Here is a 17,805-nt window from a genome sequence, read left to right as displayed (position 1 = left end):
TTAGATTCCCCCTGAACCACTCGGGGGAGCGGCGTTCAGCGAGACGTTCCTCGCGCGTTGGAGTCGCGAGTGCCCTCGTTCCGCAGCTGCCCTGCTTCTGTTCTCCCCTCCCTCATCGGGCTCGCCCTGGTGGGTGCTCTGGTGCTCGGCACCGCCGTCACGGCATCGGCCAAGGCGGTCGATCCGGTTCCGGATGCCACGTCGGCGCCGATCGACGTCTCCGAACTCCCGGCGCCGCCGTACTCCTCGTCTCCCGAGTCGGCAGAACCTGCACCGGAGCTGCCGGAGGGAGACTTCACGGAGCTCGGCAACGATCCGGTGCCGGCACCACTGCCGCCCGGCGACATCGCTCCCGAGGGGAGTGCGGCCGGTTCGCCGGGCGAGGCCGCTGCGGTCGATCCCGCGACGCTCAGCGAGGCCGACGTCATCGATCGCGACCGTTTCGGGCAGACCTACCTGCTCGACGACGGATCGAAGTACACGACGACCTCGACGGATCCGGTCAACATCGAAGACGCCGACGGCGACTGGGTGCCGATCCGCACCGAGGTCGAGGCCACCGGTCCGCTGGCCTGGCTGGGGATCGGGGGTGGCGCGGTGTCGCAGCATCCGCTCGCCCCGGTCTTCGCCGAGAACGCCGGAGACGAGCACGTGCTCTCGGTGACGAGCGGTTCCCACGAGGTCGGGATGCGGCTGAACGGTGCCGCTGACAGTGGGATCGACCGCTCGGCCGGGCGCGGTGCGGATGCCCGCAGCCACGTCGAGTACCCCGGCGTGCTCGAGAACACCGACCTCGTGTACGACGTGACGACCGGGGGCGTGAAAGAGAACCTGCGCCTGAACGCGGCTCCGGGCCGAGGCGGCGGCGGGGGGCCGGAGGAGATCTCGTGGTCGTGGACGGTCGACGCCGCCGGGCTCACACTTGCGAAAGACGCGAACGGCTCGGTGCTGTTCACGGATGCGGCGGGCGGGCCGGTGTTCCAGATGCCCCCGGCGGTCGTCTACGACAGCAGCTCGGCGGATGACACCGCACGCGGTGACGCCTCGACGGGCGCCCGAACCACGGTGATGCGACGCGGAGCGCACTGGATCGTGGCGGTGTCGGCCGACCGCGACTGGTTGAACAGTCCAGCCCGGGCCTACCCCGTGCTGATCGATCCGAGCCTCATCGCGGTGGTCGACGACGACGACGTCCACAGCTACAAGTCCAACGGTCTCACCAACATCAATGCCGGCGTGATGATCGGCAACTCGAACAACGGCGGCTACTGGCGAACGGTGCTGCACTACGACTACGAGCAGTTCTTCGGCAAGCAGGTGCTGGGGGCGCAGATGTTCGTCGAAGGCGCCTACGGCGACGGCGCACTCGATCCCTACCAAGCGGCGATCTACACGGCGACGGCCTTCGACTACTCCGGCGCGGGCGATCTGCTCGACGTCATGACCGTGGGCTCGGCCGACGGGAACACCACCGGCAACGGCATCTCGGCGAAGATCGGCGAGTGGGTGCGCGCCGGATCCCGGGGTAACTACCTCCTGATCGCGGGCGACGAGACACCCGGCGTGTTCACCTATAAGCACCTCGAGACCGTGCTGGGCGTGAGCTGGAAAGACTTTCCCACGGCCGGAACGCTCTCCTCGCCGCCGAACGACGAGGCGCGCACGAAGCTGAATCCCACTCTGCAGATCACGGGGCAGACCGATCCGGGTGGAGCCGGCCTGGCGTACGCCTTCCACCTCGGCACCGACCCGAATCCGTTGGCCGGCTGGAGCTACGACAGCGGCTGGATCGGTGAGGGGCACTACACGCTGCCGCCCAACGCTCTGCTCCCCAACACCCGGTACTACTGGGTGGAATACGTGAAAGACGGCTGGGACTGGTCCAACGGCTTCCGCACGCAGCGGAACACCTCGGTGCTGACCTTCGTGACGGATGCCGCGGCGATGCCTCCGCACGATACCTGGAGTCCGGTCGACAAGGCGACGGTGGTGACACTCACGCCGACGCTCAGCGTGAAGTCGGTGCTGTCGCAGCTCGGAACGCCCGTGAAGTACCAGTTCAGGGTGGCCACCGGCGACGACTCTCTCTCCGGATCCGTGGCGACCTCGGGCTGGATCACCGCGAGCAGCTGGACGCCGCCCACAGGAACCTTGCAAGACGGAGGCTCGTACAGATGGAGCGTCTCCACGCAAGACGACCGGGGCGACTACGGGCCGGTGTACACGAATGCGTTCACGGTGGATCTGCGGATCGGTGCCGCCAGCCCCTCGCCGAGCGACACCGCCGGACCGGTGACGGTCAACCTCGCCAACGGCAATCTGTCGCTGAACTTCGCCTCGCCGATGGTGCAGACGGCGGGTGGGCCGATGGGGATGTCGTTCAGCTACAACTCGCAGAAGCCCTCGAACGCCGGCCTCACGGTCTCGTACTTCGACGACAGCGTGCAGAGGGACAAGACCTTCAGCACGAAGTCGAAGGGGGCGGTGCTGGTGCGCACGGAGTCGAGCCCGACGGCCGACTGGAAGAGCGGATCGCCGGCATCCGGGGTTCCCTCCGACAGCTTCCTGGCGAGCTGGAAGGGCTTCATCCGCTTTCCCGAGTCGGGCAACTGGGTACTGGGCGCCGTCGCCGACGACGGGTACCGCATCCGGGTCGGTTCACCGATGGTGCTCGACCGCTGGACGGGTGGGGCGGTCGACAAGCTCGAGTGGAGCAGCACCATCGCCGCGAGCACCGCGGCGGCTCCGTTCGTGCTCGACTACCGCGAAGACGGCGGCCTCGCGCACCTCACGCTGTACGCCAAGCGGGCCGGCACGGCCGACGAGACGCGAGTGATCGTGCCCGGCGACTGGTTCACGCGCACGCCCGACATCCTGCCCACGGGGTGGTCGGCGTCCACGGCGGTCGCCGGTGCGGCCGGAGCCTTCTCGCACGCGGAGGTCACGAGCTCGGCGGTCATCCTCACCGACGCCAGCGGAAAAGTGCACACCTACGTCAAGCAGGGCGCCGACAGCTACACCGCTCCGCGCGGGGAGTACGGCTCGGTGAGCGTGTTCCTCGACACGAGCGTGAATCCCGCGGTGAAGACCGTGACCTTCACGGACGAGGGCGGAACCGTCTACGTGTTCAACGCGGCGGGGTCGGTGGTGTCCACGTCGAGCGCCGTCGATCTCAAGCGGCCGGTCGCGCCGCGCATCAGCTACCGCGGGGGTACGGGGGACTACAAAGAGGGCATCGGCCGGATCGACCGCATCTCCGACGTGCTCTCGTCCGACGGCGCCGCCACCCCGGCGTACAGCCGCGAGGTGCGCTTCGTCTACGGATCCGATCTGGCCGCGAGCATCCCGGGGCTCACCTCGGCCGACGCCGATCCCTCGACGGGCAAGGCCTGCCCCGCTCCCTCAGGCGCCGGATTCATCCCGGCACCCGACGACCGGCTCTGCCGCATCGTCTATCCGGGCCATGTGCCCGGATCGAACGACACCACTCGCATCACCTACAACGGGGCCGGCCAGATCGCGCAGATCATCGACCCCGGCGACCAGGTGAGCGCGTTCGGCTACGACTCCCAGGCGCGTCTGATGATGATTCGGGATGCGCAGGCGAACGACTGGATCGCCAACGTGAGCGAAGGACCGCTCACGCTCGCCTCGGCGACGATCATCAGCTACGACTCCGGTCGCGCCGACGGTACCGTCGATGACCGAGTGGTCGAGGTTGCGATGCCGGCGACCGACGGCGTCACCACGTCGACCCGCCTGCGCAAGACCTACGGCTATGCGGCATCCGGAACCACCACTGGAGGCTTTACCTACATCGACGCCACCGGAGTCGACGCGCGAGGATCGACGGCCACCGACAATCACGCTCGCAAGGTGCTCTTCGACCCGGGCCTGCGGGCGGTCGCCGACATCACGGCGCTCGGCCGGACCACCACGCAGGTCTGGGACCCGCAGAAAGACCTGGTGCTCGCGGCGACGGATGCGGCGGGCTTCACGACCACGAACATCTACAACGCCGTCGACCGCCTGGTCGAGTCGTACGGTCCCGCGCCGGCTTCCTGTTTCGGACCGGATCGGCGACCGGTTGCCGGATGCCCGATCACGGTCGCGCACTCGACCACGAGCTACGACGCCGGTCCGGTCGGCCTGCACGCCACCTACTACAACACGCGTGGCCTCGCCGGTGCGCCGGTGGCGTACGCGCTGGGGATCGGTGCGGGCTCGGCCACGGCGAGCTCGGACGGGGCGGTCTTCACCAACTGGGGCACCGCGTCACCTCTCCCCGGGGTCAACGCCGACGGCTGGAGCCTGCGACTCACGGGCACGATCACCTTCCCGGCTGCCGGCACGTACACGCTGCAGGGTTCCGTCGACGACGGCATGAAGCTCTGGCTCGATCGCAATCTCGTGATCGACAACTTCGTGATCGGCAGTGAGCATTCGACGAACAAGGTGACCATCGACGTCGCGGCGAATCGGCTGACGGTGCCCATCAAGCTCGAGTACGTCGACGATTCGAGCACTGCCGTGCTGAAACTCGCCTGGGTGGCGGGCAGCGGCGGCAGCGGAACGATGGCGCCCGTTCCCGGGTCGTGGCTGCGGCCCGACTACGGGCTGACCACGGGCACGGTCACCGACGACAGCGCGCCCGCCGGAGTCTCCGGGGTGTCGAGTGGGCAGGTGACGTCGCTGTCGACGGCGACGTCGTACGGATCGAACCCCTGGCTGGGTCTGGCCGACACGTCCACCGCCGATCCGGGCGGGTTCGCGCTGCGCTCGCGGTCGACGTACGACGCCTACAACCGGCCGCTGCAGACCTTCTCCCCGGCTGCGGTCGCCTCGGGTGCGGCGACGCCGACCACCGAGAACGTCTACTACGGGGCATCCGACACCCTCGGGGGAGTCGGGGCGGTCGACGCCTGCGGTCTGCCGTCTGCGACGCCGCAGTACGGTGCGCTCCGAGAGCGTCGCTCGGCCAACGCCGACGTCGCTGTCGGGATCGGCCAGACCATCGCGACCAGCTTCGGCTACGACCTCCTCGGCCGGCCCGTGGCGAGCAGGAGCACGAGCGATTCGGGAACCTCGTGCACGACCTACGACGCTCGGGGCCGGGTCACGAAGGTCACCGATCTGTCGCACAACGGCGCCCCCGCCCGAACGGTCACCTCCAGCTATTCGCGGCGTGACGTGCGCGCCAGCGGGGTCGCATTCCAGAACACGCTCGTCTCGAGCGTGACGGATGCGACCAGCACCACGGAGGTCGTCAAAGACCTGCTCGGCCGGCCGGTCTCCTCGGTCGATGTCTGGGGCACCACGACCGCCACGACCTACGATCCAGCGGGCCGGGTCGCGACGGTCACCACCTCGCGGCCGGCCGGTCCGGGCTACCGGCTCGCCTACGCCTACAACCTCGATGGGCAGGTCACCTCGGTGAGCGATGTCGTGGTTTCTTCGGGTGTCTCCACCGTGCTGGCGGCGCCCGCCTACGATGCCGCGGGCAGGCTCGCCTCGGTGAGCTACCCCTCCGGCGCGGGCAATTCGGGTAACGGCACGTCGCTGGCCTCGGCCGGCTTCGACGCGGCCGGTCGTGCCACGGGTCTGCAGTGGCAGTTCGCGGGTGCGGCCACGCCGGTCGGCGATGACTCGGTGCGCTCGCAGTCGGGCCGCATCCTGAAAACCACGATCGGAGACACCGCTCGGAACGTCTATGACTCGCTCTACACCTTCGACAGCGTCGGCCGACTGACGGCGGCGTCGATCCCGGGCCACCAGCTCACCTACGGCTTCACGCCCACGAACACCTGCGGCACCGGAACGAAGGCGGCCGCGAACGGCAACCGCACCGCGATGACGGATGTCCCGCTCGGCGGTGGAGCCTTGAGCTACAAGACCGCCTACTGCTACGACGCCGATGACCGTCTCACGTCGACCGCCGAGGCGATCGCGGGAGCCGCCACGGCGCCCGCGAGTCTGCTGCGTGACGCGCAGAGCCTGCCCCCGTCGTCGATCGTCTACGACGCCCACGGAAACGTCACGAAGCTGGGGGACCAGACCTTCACCTACGACGCGTCCGACCGCCACATCGGCACAGTGGTCCGCTCGGGCACGGCGATCGTCACGACGATCGACTACCTGCGCGATGTCGCCGGCTCGATCGTGCAGCGCACGGAGACGCCCACCATCGGTGCGCCCCAGGTCACCCGCTATTCGGGTTCTCTCGTGCTGGACGGAGGCGGCAAGGTGCTGAAGGTCAACGTCTCGCTCCCCGGCGGTGTCGCCCTCGCCCGCGAGGCCGACCTCTCAGGCGGAGTCTGGTGCTACCCGAACTTGCACGGCGATGTCACCTACACGGCCGATGCCACAGGCACCCGCACGGGCCTCTACCTCTACGACCCCTTCGGCCAGCCCATGGACCTCACCACGAAGATGATCGGCTCCTCCACCTCGAACCAGTCGATCCCCGACACCCAGCCGGGCTCCTTCGACCCCGCCTGGCTAGGGGGCAAGTCCAAGTCCTACGAGCACGCCGGAACTATCGCCACGATCGAGATGGGCGCCCGAATGTACTCGGCCATGCTCGGCCGCTTCCTAGCCCAAGACCCCGTCGCCGGCGGAAACACCAGCGCCTACAACTACCCCAACGACCCCATCAACATGTTCGACCTCGACGGCAAGCGCGCTCTGGGCCCGTACGACAACCACTGGGCCGCCGGTCAGGGCGCCAACCGCCCGTCGACCGGAAAGATCCATGCATCGACCGCTGCTACCCGCGCGGTGGCGCAGATCTACTCCGAACTGGCGAAGCCGCGGATCCGACCAAATGACAAGTTCTTCGCGGCGACCATCAACTTTGTTCTGGGAGCATCATCGATGGCATCCGGGGCCAGCCTGATGCTCGCCGGGTCTGTAGCGGACTTCACCATCTACGGGGTCGTGGTGGGTGTCCCGTCGCAGGGATATGGCCTATACAAGTGTCTCGCCGGCGCAGGGCGCATCGTCCGCGGTTCCGACCAACTGATCCAGGCGCTCAATGACCCGATGGTGGAGAAGTCGCATCTTGACTGGGATACGGACGTCATATTCGGGGTACTGCCCGACTTCAGCACGCCCATAGGCATAGTCGGGAGCTTCTTTTGAGCAAAGCAATTGAGCTAAACCCGATAGCGCTCGTCATCTGGTTGCTGCTGCGTGGGCTATACATCTGGTTTCTCGTTCCCATCGGAGCGCTGGCGGGCCTACTCGCATATCCGCTTCTGAGAAAGCACGGTGCGACTATCCCTCAGCTCATCGCGTGGCTCGATCTGAATGCGATGGCTGCTCTATTCCACTCGGTCTTCCGGCCGCTCAGGAACTCGACACTTGTTCCGTGGACTCGCCTTAGGGATCTGGCGAGTATCACTCACCGATTTACGAATTTCACCAGTTTCTAATACGAAAGACAAGGATGTGACACGTGCTCGTGTGGATCATAGTGACGATGATTGGCGGAGCCCTGGTTGGGCTAGCCCTCCACTTTGTGATCTCGTCGGTGATCAAAGTGCGCCCGCGGGACGAGGGCCTCGACAACAAGTTCAAACTGAAGTAGCCGACCGATGTAGATGCGTCTCCGCTGATTGCAAATGTCGAGACGCGGACGTGCCAATCTCGGTGCCGCCTACTCGAAAAGGTGAGGTGCTCGCCCCTGATCAGATCTTGCCGATGGCAGGCGGCGTAGGAACGCTCGGCCGGTCATGGCCGTGATTTCTGGCAGCAACTCAGGCCTCGCGCTCGACGGGTCAGGGGTACAGGCCGCGGAGGCGGTGGGCTTCGGTGACGCGCATGACGTCCAGGGCTGTCGCGGCCGAACGGAGAGTGAGCCGGTGGTGGGTTGCGAACGCGTCGACGCCGTTCCAGCCGGCTACACAAAGCTCGACTCCTTCGATCGCGCCTGGCTTGGTGGCAGCACCAGCGCCTACAGCGACCCATGAATATGTTCGACCTCGACGGCAAACGCCAAGACTGCGGCACCACCTGTGGTCGGGTCTCGTGAGTAGGGGCGTCGCCAGGTGAACCTAAATCGAGGGTTTTGGGCTAGCGCCGCTGCGGCTTCTGTGGCGAGCCTCAGCTTCGTGGCGCTTGCGTTCTTGCGCTCAGAAACGTTCGATGGCGACGCCCGCGGGGCTTGGATTCTTGCGGCCTGTATGTTCTTCTCGGTAGTTCCCATCATGTTGCTGATCTCTGCTGGGCTAGCGATTGCGGGTGGCTGGAGGTGGCGCGCGAAAACCGCGGCAGAGTGCTGGCCGTTTGTTAGGTCGACGATGAGGACAGAAGTCATGCTGGCGGAGATTCAACGTGTCCGAGGAACCGGCCATCGGGTTCCGTGGGGGCTCACACTGACAGCGAACGTTCTGGGAATCGCGATCTACTCGGGTAGAACTCAATTGACACTCGAGTTGTGGCTGCCTTGGGAATCAGTGCACGACATACAGCCCGCTTATGCGGCGAACGGCTTCAATTCCCTGCCCGCTGTCGGAATCCTCGCAGAGGTAGAGGGCCAGATGTTGCGTTTCGCAGCCCCAATCGTCGGTCGTTTCCCATTTGGATCTTTCCCCGTTGGTGACAAGCAGATCGCTGAGGCAGTGGAGCTTCTGCGGGACATGCGGAGTGAGCAGCGGTCAGGGACGCTTTAATGAGACATCGCCCGCAAAGGCGATTCGGGTACGCACCCAGTTTGCAGCGGCGAATGATCAGCCGTGGGTTCAGCTCCGCCGCGTCACAGCCGTGATCGGTCCGAGAGCACTTTTTGCGGTGCCGGATACGAGCTGGCCGCGGGGAAAAGCCGTCCGGCGTGACGGCTGGTGGATGGATAAAACGTGGCTCGATGGATCGGGCGTCCATCCGTTGCGTCAGGAGCGGTGGAACTCCATCCGTTCGGTAGGGCGGTGCTTGGCGGGCATCGCCTGCGGGGACGGAGGGCGCGGCGCGGGACGGGCGGGTCAGCCGCCGAAGAGTTTGCCGAAGAAACCGCGGCGGCGGGCGGACCAGCCGGCAGCCGTGAGGGCGTCGATGAGGGGCTGCTTGAGTTCGTCGGTGGTGAAGGAGTAGCCGTAGAGGTGGCCCTCGTGGGTGCCCTGGCGGTCGGTGGTGGAGGCCGCGGTGCCGACGCCGAACTGGAACGAGACCTTCTTCTGGCGGCCCTTGAAGGTCGAGGCGCTTCCGCTCAGGCCGATGCTGCCGTCGCGATCGCCCGTGACCGTGAGGCCCGAGGTGTCTTCGGTCTCGTCGAAGGTCCAGGTGGCATCCGAGGGATCGAGGGTGACCCGCAGCTCGTAGGTGGCACTGATCGTGCCGGCCGCTGCGAGGGCCGCCCACTTCACGTCGGCGTACTTCCAGGTGGCACGGATGCCGTCGGGCGTCGCCTCATAGACGAAGGGGAGCTCGGGGCTGTTCAGCGCCAGCACCCGCGCCTGCGCATCAGGAACGGAAGCGGGGGAGGCGGGGGTGCCGGTGGCGTCGGACATCAGGCTCCGGCCGTCGAGGCAGCAGAGACGGAGTCGGAGGTCGCGCTCGACTGGATCTCGCGGATCTCACCCCACAGCTCCTTCGCCTGAATGCCCGTGGTGGTGGCCGTCACCTGCACCAGGTCGACGACCGGGCCGTTCTCGACCACGGTGATCCGCAGGGCCTGCATCAGGGTGCCGACCCGCGCATCCGGGTAGCTGAACTCGATGCGGAAGCCCTCTCGCCCGAGCAGCGGCGTGCTCTCACGGCTGAGTTCGACCACGCCCTCGATCGACTCGACACGGGCGATGACCGCGTCGATCGCCGTCTGCAGCGTGTAGTCGTCGCCGAAGCGCGAGATCGCGACGACGATGTTCGGGCGGAACTCGCCCGCCGGCACCGTCTTGCCGGCCGCCAGCACGGCGCCGCTCACCGAGAGCGCGTGCCAGTCGTCGGGCAGCGTGAGCGCGATCGACGGGAACGTGGGGGCCGAGTCGCCGGGGAAGGTGAGGGTGTGGGACATGATTCCAGCCTTTCAGAAAGTGGTGGAGGTCAGAAGCGCAGGGTACGGGCCAGGGAGGGAATGCTCAGGATGCCCGGGGTCAGAGTCCGAAGATGCCGGCGACCGAGTCCACGGCATCCTTGGGGCTGAAGGAGACGTCGAACTTGACGCCGCCGCCGATGCCGAGTGCCGCACCGACGTCGAAGGACAGGTCGACGTCTTTGTAGGAGATGTCGGCATCGACATTCGCGTGAGCACCGATTCCGGCATAGACCTCGGCCCCACCGCCCGCGGTGACGCCGAGCAGGTCGACGCTGCCGTCGACCCCGGCCTTGGCGCCCGCGAAGCCGTCGAAGCCGGCGTTCGCACCGATGCCGTCCGGACCGATCGTGGCGCCGGCATTGACCTGCGCCTCGGCGCCGGCCATCGCGTTGGCGCTCACATCGGCACCGCCCAGGCCACCGAGCACGTCGATGCTGGCATCGGCGCTCGCCTTGCCGCCCACGAAGGCGTCGGCGGAGGCACTGGCCTCGGCGCCGTCGAGGCTGATGCCCGCGCTCGCATCGGCATTGGTGTCGACGCCCACGAAGGCGTCGGCTCCCGCCTCGCCGGCCGCGTAGTCGTTCTCGAAGCCCGCACGCGCCTCGGCGCCCGCGCCCCACTGCCACCCGGCGGATGCCTTCGCCTCGGCGGAGGCGGGACCCGTCTCCGTCCCGGCCTCGGCGTGCGAGGAGGATTCGAAGCCGTGCGCGTCGGCGTTGGAGTAGGTGCCGTCGTCGTTGCCGCCGCCTCCGCCGCCACCCCCGCCACCGGACGAACCGTTGCCGGTCGAGCCGCCACCCCCGCCACCGGAACCGGAACCGCCCGACCCGGAGCCGCCGGATCCCGAACCGCCCGATCCGGATCCCCCGGATCCGCCAGCGCCAGCGCCAGCCCCGCCGCCGAACGCCCCGCCATCGGTCGAGGACGCATCCTGCTCCTCGGCGTTCTTGACCAGCCCCTCGCCGCCCTTCTGCAGTGCGGCCACGGCGGCCTTCAGGGAGGCCGTGTGCGTGCCGTTCCAGTCGGAGCGGAAGGTCGACGCATCCGGACCCTGCCAGGCCGGCGCATTGTTGACGCTCGTGGTGAGGGAGGAGGTCACCGTGTTCAACTTCTCCGCGGCACCGTCGAATTGCTTCGCCAGTTGCCGGAGCTGTTCGACATCAGCTCCGTAGAAACCACCAGCCATGACACCCTCTCAAAGCACGAAAGCCAGACGAGCCGAAGAGGCCCGGAAAGTCAGATGAGACAAGAAAGGCGGGAGCCCCGGTGAAGGGGCTCCCGCCGGATCGAACTACGCGTTCGAGGTGGCTTCCTGGTCGGAAGCGTTCTTCGCGGCCTTCTGCGACGCGTCTTCGAGAGCGGCGATGACCTGCTTCAGAGCGGCGGTGTGGGTGCCGTTCCACTCGCTGCGGAAGTTCTCCGCGTCAGGACCGGTCCACTGAACGCTCTGCAGAGCGCTGGTGAGCGTGGTCAGAATCTGCTGAACCTGCTGCGACTGCGTGTTGAGCTGCTTCGAGAGCTGCTGAACCTGCTCGACGTCGAGACCCCATACGGCCATGATGTTCTCCCTTTCGTTCCGCGGTCCGGGCTGTCCGGTTCCGCTACTTCCTGTGAGTGCTGCTCACAAGAAAGACACTATTCAGCTACTCGACGAACGTCGATGGGGAGAACTCCCCATGACTCCCCATGACCCGTCGAAGGCACCCGAATCACTCATCCGGCGTCGCCACCTGCAGCTTCACCACGCGCCCGCCCTGCACGAAGAAGCCCCGGCCAGGCGGCAGATCCGCGCGCTTGAAGCGGCCGAGCCCGGTGCCGAGCAGGCTGTCGCCGTCGAGGTCGCCCGGCACGAGCAGGAGCCCCCGCTTGGAGTTCTTGAACGGCCCCGCGAGCGTCCATGCGGCCGACCAGGTGGACGATTCGCTCTCGCCGATCACGAACACCTCCTCGCGCAGCGCCCGCTTCACGATGCGGTCGACGTCGGCCTCGGCCGGCGACCCGTTCAGCTCGCCCACGTTCTCGACGAACACGGCGAACTGCGAGGGCTTCAGTGTCTCGGCGTCGAGCTGCGCGCTCATGTCGTCGGCGAAGGCGCTGATCTGCGCCGGGTCCGACATCGACAGCGACCACAGCGGCAGCGGCGTGAGCGAGGTGCGGCGCGGCGAGATGTGCACCAGACGGATGCCCGGGTCGGCCCGCCGCAGAGCGGTCGCCAGGGTCGCGAGGGCCGTCGAGCGCCCGCTGCCGGCGGATCCGGCCACCAGCAGCGCACCGCGCGGGGCGATGCCGAGCGGCGCGAGCGAGTCGTCGCGCACGCCGACGACCGGAAGCGGCACGCCTCCGGCCGACACCGTCGAAGGCAAGTCACCGAGCGGGATGGCATCGGCGAGAGTACGGATCGGCTCCGCCCGCGACACGCCCTGCCGGGTCATCGCCTCGGCGAGTTTCGCGATCTCGCGCGCCTGCACGGCCACGTTCGCGTCGGCGCCGAGCACGGCGATCTGCACCTCGTTGCCCTCCATCACGCCGCGCCCGGGAGGGGAGGTGGGGGAGAGCGTGTCTTTGGGCGCGTTCACCAGCGAGTAGTCGTCGATGTTCGCCATCCGCAGCACCAGGCGGCGCTGGATCGTGGAGCCGAGCGAGGCCGGCACCGAGTTCGGCCGGTCGCCGGCGATCACGATGTGCACGCCCACCTGGCGGCCGTCGGTGGCGATCTGCGAGAACGTGGTGAACCAGGCGGAGTGCCCGCCGAACTCGTACTGCTCGCGGAACGCGCCGATGCCGTCGACGAGCACCAGGATGCGCGGCTCCTGCGGTGCCGAAGCGATCGTGCGGTACTCGCCGATCGAGCCGGCGCGCACGGCGGAGTAGCGGATCGAGCGGTCGTCGACCAGGTCGCGCAGCATCCGGAGCAGGCGGATGACCCGCTCCTCGTCGTCGCCCGAGATGATGGCGCCCACGTGCGGAAGCTCTTCGAGCATCGAGAGCCCCGCCGAGCCGAAGTCGATGCCGTACACGTGCACGGGCCCGCCGCGGGGCGTGACCGCCGCCGACACCGCGATGGTGCGCAGCGTCGCGCTCTTGCCCGAGCCGCCGGTGCCGTACACGGCCATGTTGCCGTCGCGGTCGGGTTCGTAGAACACGGTGGGCTGCGACTGCGAGGCCGGGTCGTCGATCACGCCCAGCAGCAGCCGCTCGTCGGTTCTGGGGTTCGGCAGCAGCGAGAAGTCGTACACGGCGGCGAGCTCGTCGAGCCATGGCTTGCGCGGCTCCGGGATCGAGGCCATCGAGGCGGCCGTGCGGATGCTCGACACCAGCCGGGCGATGTCGGTCGGCCCCGGGTCGGTGAGCTCGGGCGCCTCGACCTCGGGCACCTCCCAGGCGGCGCCGGACCCGAAGTCCATCTCGGTGAGGTCGATCGGCGGGCGCGGCGGCTCGTCGGTCGTCCAGCCGCCGGCGTAGGCGGTCTGGAACGCGGCGAGCCGGCCGGGACCGGTCTTCGCCGCTCCACGGCCCGGGATCGACTGGGGGAAATAGGCGGCCATCGGGGTGCCCAGGATGTCGCTGGAGTCGTCGGCGTCGGCCATCCGGAGCGCGATGCGCAGGTTGGTGTTGGCGCGCAGGTTGTCCTTGATCACGCCGGCCGGGCGCTGGGTGGCGAGGATGAGGTGCAGGCCGAGCGAGCGGCCGCGCTGGGCCACGTCGACGACGCCGTCGACGAACTCCGGCACCTCCTGCACGAGGGCGGCGAACTCGTCGACCACGATCAAGAGGCTCGGCGGGGTCTCGGGGTCGCCGGTCTTCTCGAGCGAGACGAGGTCTTTGGCCTTCTTGCGGTTCAGCAGGTGCTCGCGGTAGCGCAGCTCGGCCCGCAGCGAGGTGAGCGCCCGGCGCACGAGGTGCGGCGAGAGGTCGGTGACCAGGCCCACCGTGTGCGGCAGCGCGACGCAGTCGGCGAAGGCCGCCCCGCCCTTGTAGTCGATGAACAGGAAGGTGGCGCGGTCGGGGCTGTGCGCTGCGGCCATGCCGAGCACCCAACTCTGCAGGAACTCCGACTTGCCGGCGCCCGTGGTGCCGCCGACCAGGGCGTGCGGGCCCTGGTTGCGGATGTCGAGGTAGAACGGCTCGGTGCCGGTGTGGCCCACGAGGGCGCGCAGCGAACCCTCCTTCTTGCGGCGCACGTGCGGGGCGCCGGAGCGGTCGGCGATCGAGTTGCTCTCGCGCCAGCGATCGATCACGGCCTCCGGCACCTCGGCCAGGTCGGTGCCGGCCACGGCCAGGTAGGAGACGGATCGCGGCAGGTCGGACTCGTCGTCGACGGGCGCCCCGACATCCACCACAGGGGCGAGCTGCCGGGCCAGCCGGTGCGCGGTCTCGGCGTCGACAGTCTCGCAGGCGAGTGGGAAGGTGTGCTCGCCGAGCCGCACCTGACCGGCGGTGGCTCCCTGCGCATCCTGTTCCACACTGATGAAGCTGCGGCAGGCGGCGGGCAGATGGCCGATCGAGGGGGCCGACCAGAGCACGTGCACGTTCGCATCCGCTCCCCGCTCGATGATGCGGGTGAGGCGGCCGCGATCGACGGGGGCGTCGTCCTCCACGATGAACAGCACGGCGGGGGTGATCGGGCGGGGCGTGTCGTCGGAGTCGGGACGCGAGGTGTCGATCGCACCGCGCGGGCTGGGCGCGCCCGCCACCCGGGAGTTGATGAGCTCTTCGATGCGGGCGAGCAGAGCGGATCCGCTTCCCGGGTTGTCGGCCAGGTGATCGCCTGCGAGCGGGCTGTGCGGCGAGCTGGTGTGCGGCAGCCACTCGAGCCACTCCCAGGTGGTGCGGGAGGTAGGCGAGGCGAGCGCGCAGACGACGAGCTCGGAGGGGGAGTGCAGGCCCACGAACTGGGTCACGACCGCGCGGGCGACGCCGTGGCGGCCGCCGTCGGCCTGTGCTCCGCTCTCGGTCCCGGATGCCGAGGGCCCGGCGATGCCGAGCGCGCCGGCCTTCTGCAGCTCCACCACGATCGGCACCCCGTCGATGCGCGAGAACCGGTCGGCGACCTCTTCGATCTGCACCCAGTACTCGGGCAGGGCGTCGTTGGAGGTGGGCAGCTGCACCGTGTCGCGGCTGATGCCGGTGCCGAGGCCGAGGCGCGCGGTGAGGAAGGCGGTGTGCTCGGGCCGGTGCGTCCAGAGCAGCTGACCCAGCCGCTGCACGGCGTCGACCGTGGCCGCGACCGCCGGTGCCTCGGTGAGCCGCACCGCCCGCTGGATGCGCTGCTTCTCGTGCATCGAGGCCACGAAGGCCTCGAGTGCCTTGTTGAAGTTCTTGATCGCATCCCGCAGCTGGCGCCGGGTCTGGATCTTGTTGTCGGCCCAGGTGCCGATCATGATGATCGGGCTGAGCGCGATGAAGATGAGGCTGAGCGCCGATCCGGTGGCCAGGAACAGGATCGGGCCCATCAGCAGCGGCGCGACCAGCGCCACGAACGGGAAGCGCACGCCCTGCGGCTGCTTGGGCGGCACCGGCGCCGGGAACTGCCCGCCGGGGTAGCGGGCGACCACGCGCGGCGAGCGGTTGAACTCGATCACGGGGGTGGAGGGCGCCGCGCCGCCGAGTCGCTGCAGCGGCACGATGCAGATCGCGGTGTCGCCGAGCACCACCACGTCGGCCGAGGAGAGCGTCGTGCGGGCGACCTGCTCGCCGCCCATCAGCAGGCCGTTGGCCGAGTTCATGTCGATGATCTCGACGTGCTCGCCGATGTTGATGCGGGCGTGCCGCTTGGAGATCAGCCCGTCGGAGAGGCGCACGTCGATGCCGCGCTCGCGGCCGATGTAGCTCGAGCCGAACGGCAGCGGGTACTCGGCCCCGGCATCCGGACCGCTGAGCACCCGCAGCGTCGCCGCTGCCGGCCCCTGGCTCGACGAGGTGAAGCCCTCGCTGTGGCGCACGATCTCGAGCACCGATCCCGAGCGAACCCCGGCGTCGAGCAGGTTCGACGAGGGATCGAGCGCGCGCGGCTCCCCGCCCGAGCCGGTCACCTGCAGGGTGAGGCCGGCCGGTGCCACGGCCTCGCCGCGCTGCGGGTCGGCCACGTAGATGGCCTCGGCGATGTCGGCGACGCTCGCCGTGGCGTCGGCCGTGATCTGCAGCTTGCTGGTGCTGCCGCCCGGGCGGCGGAGGCTTGCCTTGATGCGCATCCGTCAGTACCTGATACCTGTCCTGTTGCTGGGGTTGCCTGGGTTGCGGGGTCGGGTCGCGGGATGCGCCGGCGGTGCCGGTGCTACCGCTCGTCGTTCGCGGGGTCGTCGTGGGGCTGGTCGAGAAGGGGAAGGTCGGCCTTGGTGACCAGCCGCGAGAGCACGGCGTACTCCACCAGCCGTGCCCGCCGGTTGGTGGCCAGCGCGCCGACCCCGCCGCGCAGCCCGTCGACGCCGGTGCGGCTGAGCTTGTCGCACACGTTGTCGAGCTTGCGGTTGAAGCGGCTGAGCGCCCAGCCGAGCCGCTCCGCCGCGATCTGCGACGAGGGGATCTCGCTCGTGCCGGTGCCCTCGCGCTTCAGCATGGGCTCGGCGAGGGCCAGGATGAGCAGCTTCTGCGAGGCGGTGAAGGTGACGGCGCCGACGGTGGTCGCGCCGCTGCCCGAGGGCACCGGGCTCGAGTCGACGAACGTGGGCGTGCTGGTGTGCACGGTGAACTCGTAGCTCGTGGGGCCCGCCGTGAAGACGACCGTGGTGAGGCCGAACACGATCGGCATGCGCGCGCCCGGGGCGAGCCAGGCCTGCATGGTGCGGCTGGCATCCGAGACCGTCGCGGAGAGCCGGGAGCCCACGTTCGAGAGCCACCACATGCCGTCGACGTTCGAGATCTGCAGGAAGCGCCGATGCAGGTACTGGTTGTCGTCGATGTCGAGGTCGGCCTCGCGACCGATCTCGAAGGGCTTCTCGCGGTCGAGGGTGAACCACTCGCCGCAGAACTCCACGCTGGCGTCGGAGTGCGGGCGCGTCGTGGCGGCCCCCGGCGGGATGGTGCTCTCGTCGATCGAGGTGCCGGTGCCGGGGCCGGTGCTGTCATTGCTGGTATCGGGCGTCATGGGCCACATCCCGTCGTCGGTTCGGAGCCCTTGCCGTTGCTGCGCAAGAGCACCACGTCGATGCACACCTGGCTCTGCCCGTCGGCGAGCGGCACGGTGACGGTGCTTCCGTCGACCCTCGTCGCCTGGGCCTCCTCGGCGCCGGTCACGACCGGGTTCCAGATGTAGCGGTCGCCGGGCTGCGGATCGGGGTTCGTCCAGGTGAAGACCACGCCTTCGGCCGAGGCGGTGCCGCTGACACCGACGGGTGCCGGCACGACCGCGTCCTCGACCTTGATCGGGTCGACCGGCTTGTCGGTGACCGCGATGTCGTCGGAGGCCGGGCTGATGCCGCCGTTCAGGGCGAACACGATGCCGCCGATGCCGAGCACCAGCACCAGGCCGATCGCGCCGAGGATGTAGGGGAGTTTGCGCGAGCGGCGGGCCTCGGGCTCGCCGTCGACGAGGGCGGCTGCGGAGTCGCGGTGCAGCGTCTCTTCGAGGGCCGGCTCGTCGAAGCCGCGGCGGCCGTAGCGGGTGCCGGATGCTGCGCCGGTGCCGGATGCGCTGCCGGAGCCGGCGACCGGGCTCGCCCCGCCCGGGCGGGAACCCCCGGCGACAGCAGCGGGAGCGGCCCCGCGGATGACGGTGTGCTCTTCGGCCGGGGGAGCGGACGCCGCGCCTGCCCGGGCCGGTGCGACCGGCGGTGCACCCC

7 protein-coding genes and 1 pseudogene are annotated in these 17,805 nt (G+C 68.8%); 1 reads left to right on the top strand and 7 read right to left on the bottom strand.

What is annotated here, in order from left to right:
• Positions 1 to 69: 69 nt before the first annotated feature.
• On the top strand, positions 70 to 7,140 hold the full coding sequence (locus Q0D75_RS16655; RefSeq protein ID WP_291055934.1) for a PA14 domain-containing protein: 7,071 nt from the start codon (positions 70 to 72) through the stop codon (positions 7,138 to 7,140).
• Positions 7,141 to 8,978: 1,838 nt separating this feature from the next.
• On the opposite strand, the gene Q0D75_RS16650 is transcribed toward Q0D75_RS16655, so the two are convergent.
• From Q0D75_RS16650 to Q0D75_RS16620, 7 genes and pseudogenes are all read right to left on the bottom strand, one after another.
• Positions 8,979 to 9,503, bottom strand: coding sequence for a hypothetical protein (locus Q0D75_RS16650; RefSeq protein WP_291055931.1), 525 nt, complete (start codon positions 9,501 to 9,503; stop codon positions 8,979 to 8,981).
• Entirely contained in the window at positions 9,503 to 10,006 is a 504-nt protein-coding gene (locus Q0D75_RS16645; RefSeq protein WP_291055928.1) for an LpqN/LpqT family lipoprotein, read from the bottom strand. Before Q0D75_RS16645 ends, Q0D75_RS16650 begins: the two co-directional genes overlap by 1 nt.
• Positions 10,007 to 10,085: 79 nt before the next feature.
• A complete protein-coding gene (locus tag Q0D75_RS16640) occupies positions 10,086 to 11,126 on the bottom strand; it encodes a hypothetical protein (protein WP_291055925.1) in 1,041 nt (346 codons plus the stop codon).
• A 192-nt stretch (positions 11,127 to 11,318) separates the two neighbouring features.
• The gene (locus Q0D75_RS16635) at positions 11,319 to 11,585 is read right to left on the bottom strand and encodes a WXG100 family type VII secretion target (RefSeq protein ID WP_291055922.1); all 267 of its coding nucleotides are present in this window, start codon (positions 11,583 to 11,585) and stop codon (positions 11,319 to 11,321) included.
• 151 nt (positions 11,586 to 11,736) lie between these two features.
• Entirely contained in the window at positions 11,737 to 16,218 is a 4,482-nt protein-coding gene (locus Q0D75_RS16630; protein ID WP_291055919.1) for an FtsK/SpoIIIE domain-containing protein, read from the bottom strand.
• Between the two features lie 83 nt (positions 16,219 to 16,301).
• Positions 16,302 to 17,111, bottom strand: a complete 810-nt coding sequence (locus tag Q0D75_RS16625) for a hypothetical protein (RefSeq protein WP_291055916.1) — start codon at positions 17,109 to 17,111, stop codon at positions 16,302 to 16,304.
• Positions 17,108 to 17,805: pseudogene (locus tag Q0D75_RS16620) on the bottom strand (hypothetical protein); the annotation flags it as partial. The gene Q0D75_RS16625 and the pseudogene Q0D75_RS16620, both read right to left, overlap by 4 nt.

Source organism: Herbiconiux sp. (genome assembly GCF_023264855.1).
GTDB lineage: Bacteria > Actinomycetota > Actinomycetes > Actinomycetales > Microbacteriaceae > Herbiconiux.
This window is presented reverse-complemented; position numbering and strand designations above follow the sequence as displayed.

Excerpts from the sequence above, each read along its gene's own strand:
- Q0D75_RS16630 (WP_291055919.1), bottom strand. The coding sequence starts at position 16,218 with ATGCGCATCAAGGCAAGCCTCCGCCGCCCGGGCGGCAGCACCAGCAAG.
- Q0D75_RS16635 (WP_291055922.1), bottom strand. The coding sequence starts at position 11,585 with ATGGCCGTATGGGGTCTCGACGTCGAGCAGGTTCAGCAGCTCTCGAAG.
- Q0D75_RS16625 (WP_291055916.1), bottom strand. The coding sequence starts at position 17,111 with ATGACGCCCGATACCAGCAATGACAGCACCGGCCCCGGCACCGGCACC.
- Q0D75_RS16645 (WP_291055928.1), bottom strand. The coding sequence starts at position 10,006 with ATGTCCCACACCCTCACCTTCCCCGGCGACTCGGCCCCCACGTTCCCG.
- Q0D75_RS16650 (WP_291055931.1), bottom strand. The coding sequence starts at position 9,503 with ATGTCCGACGCCACCGGCACCCCCGCCTCCCCCGCTTCCGTTCCTGAT.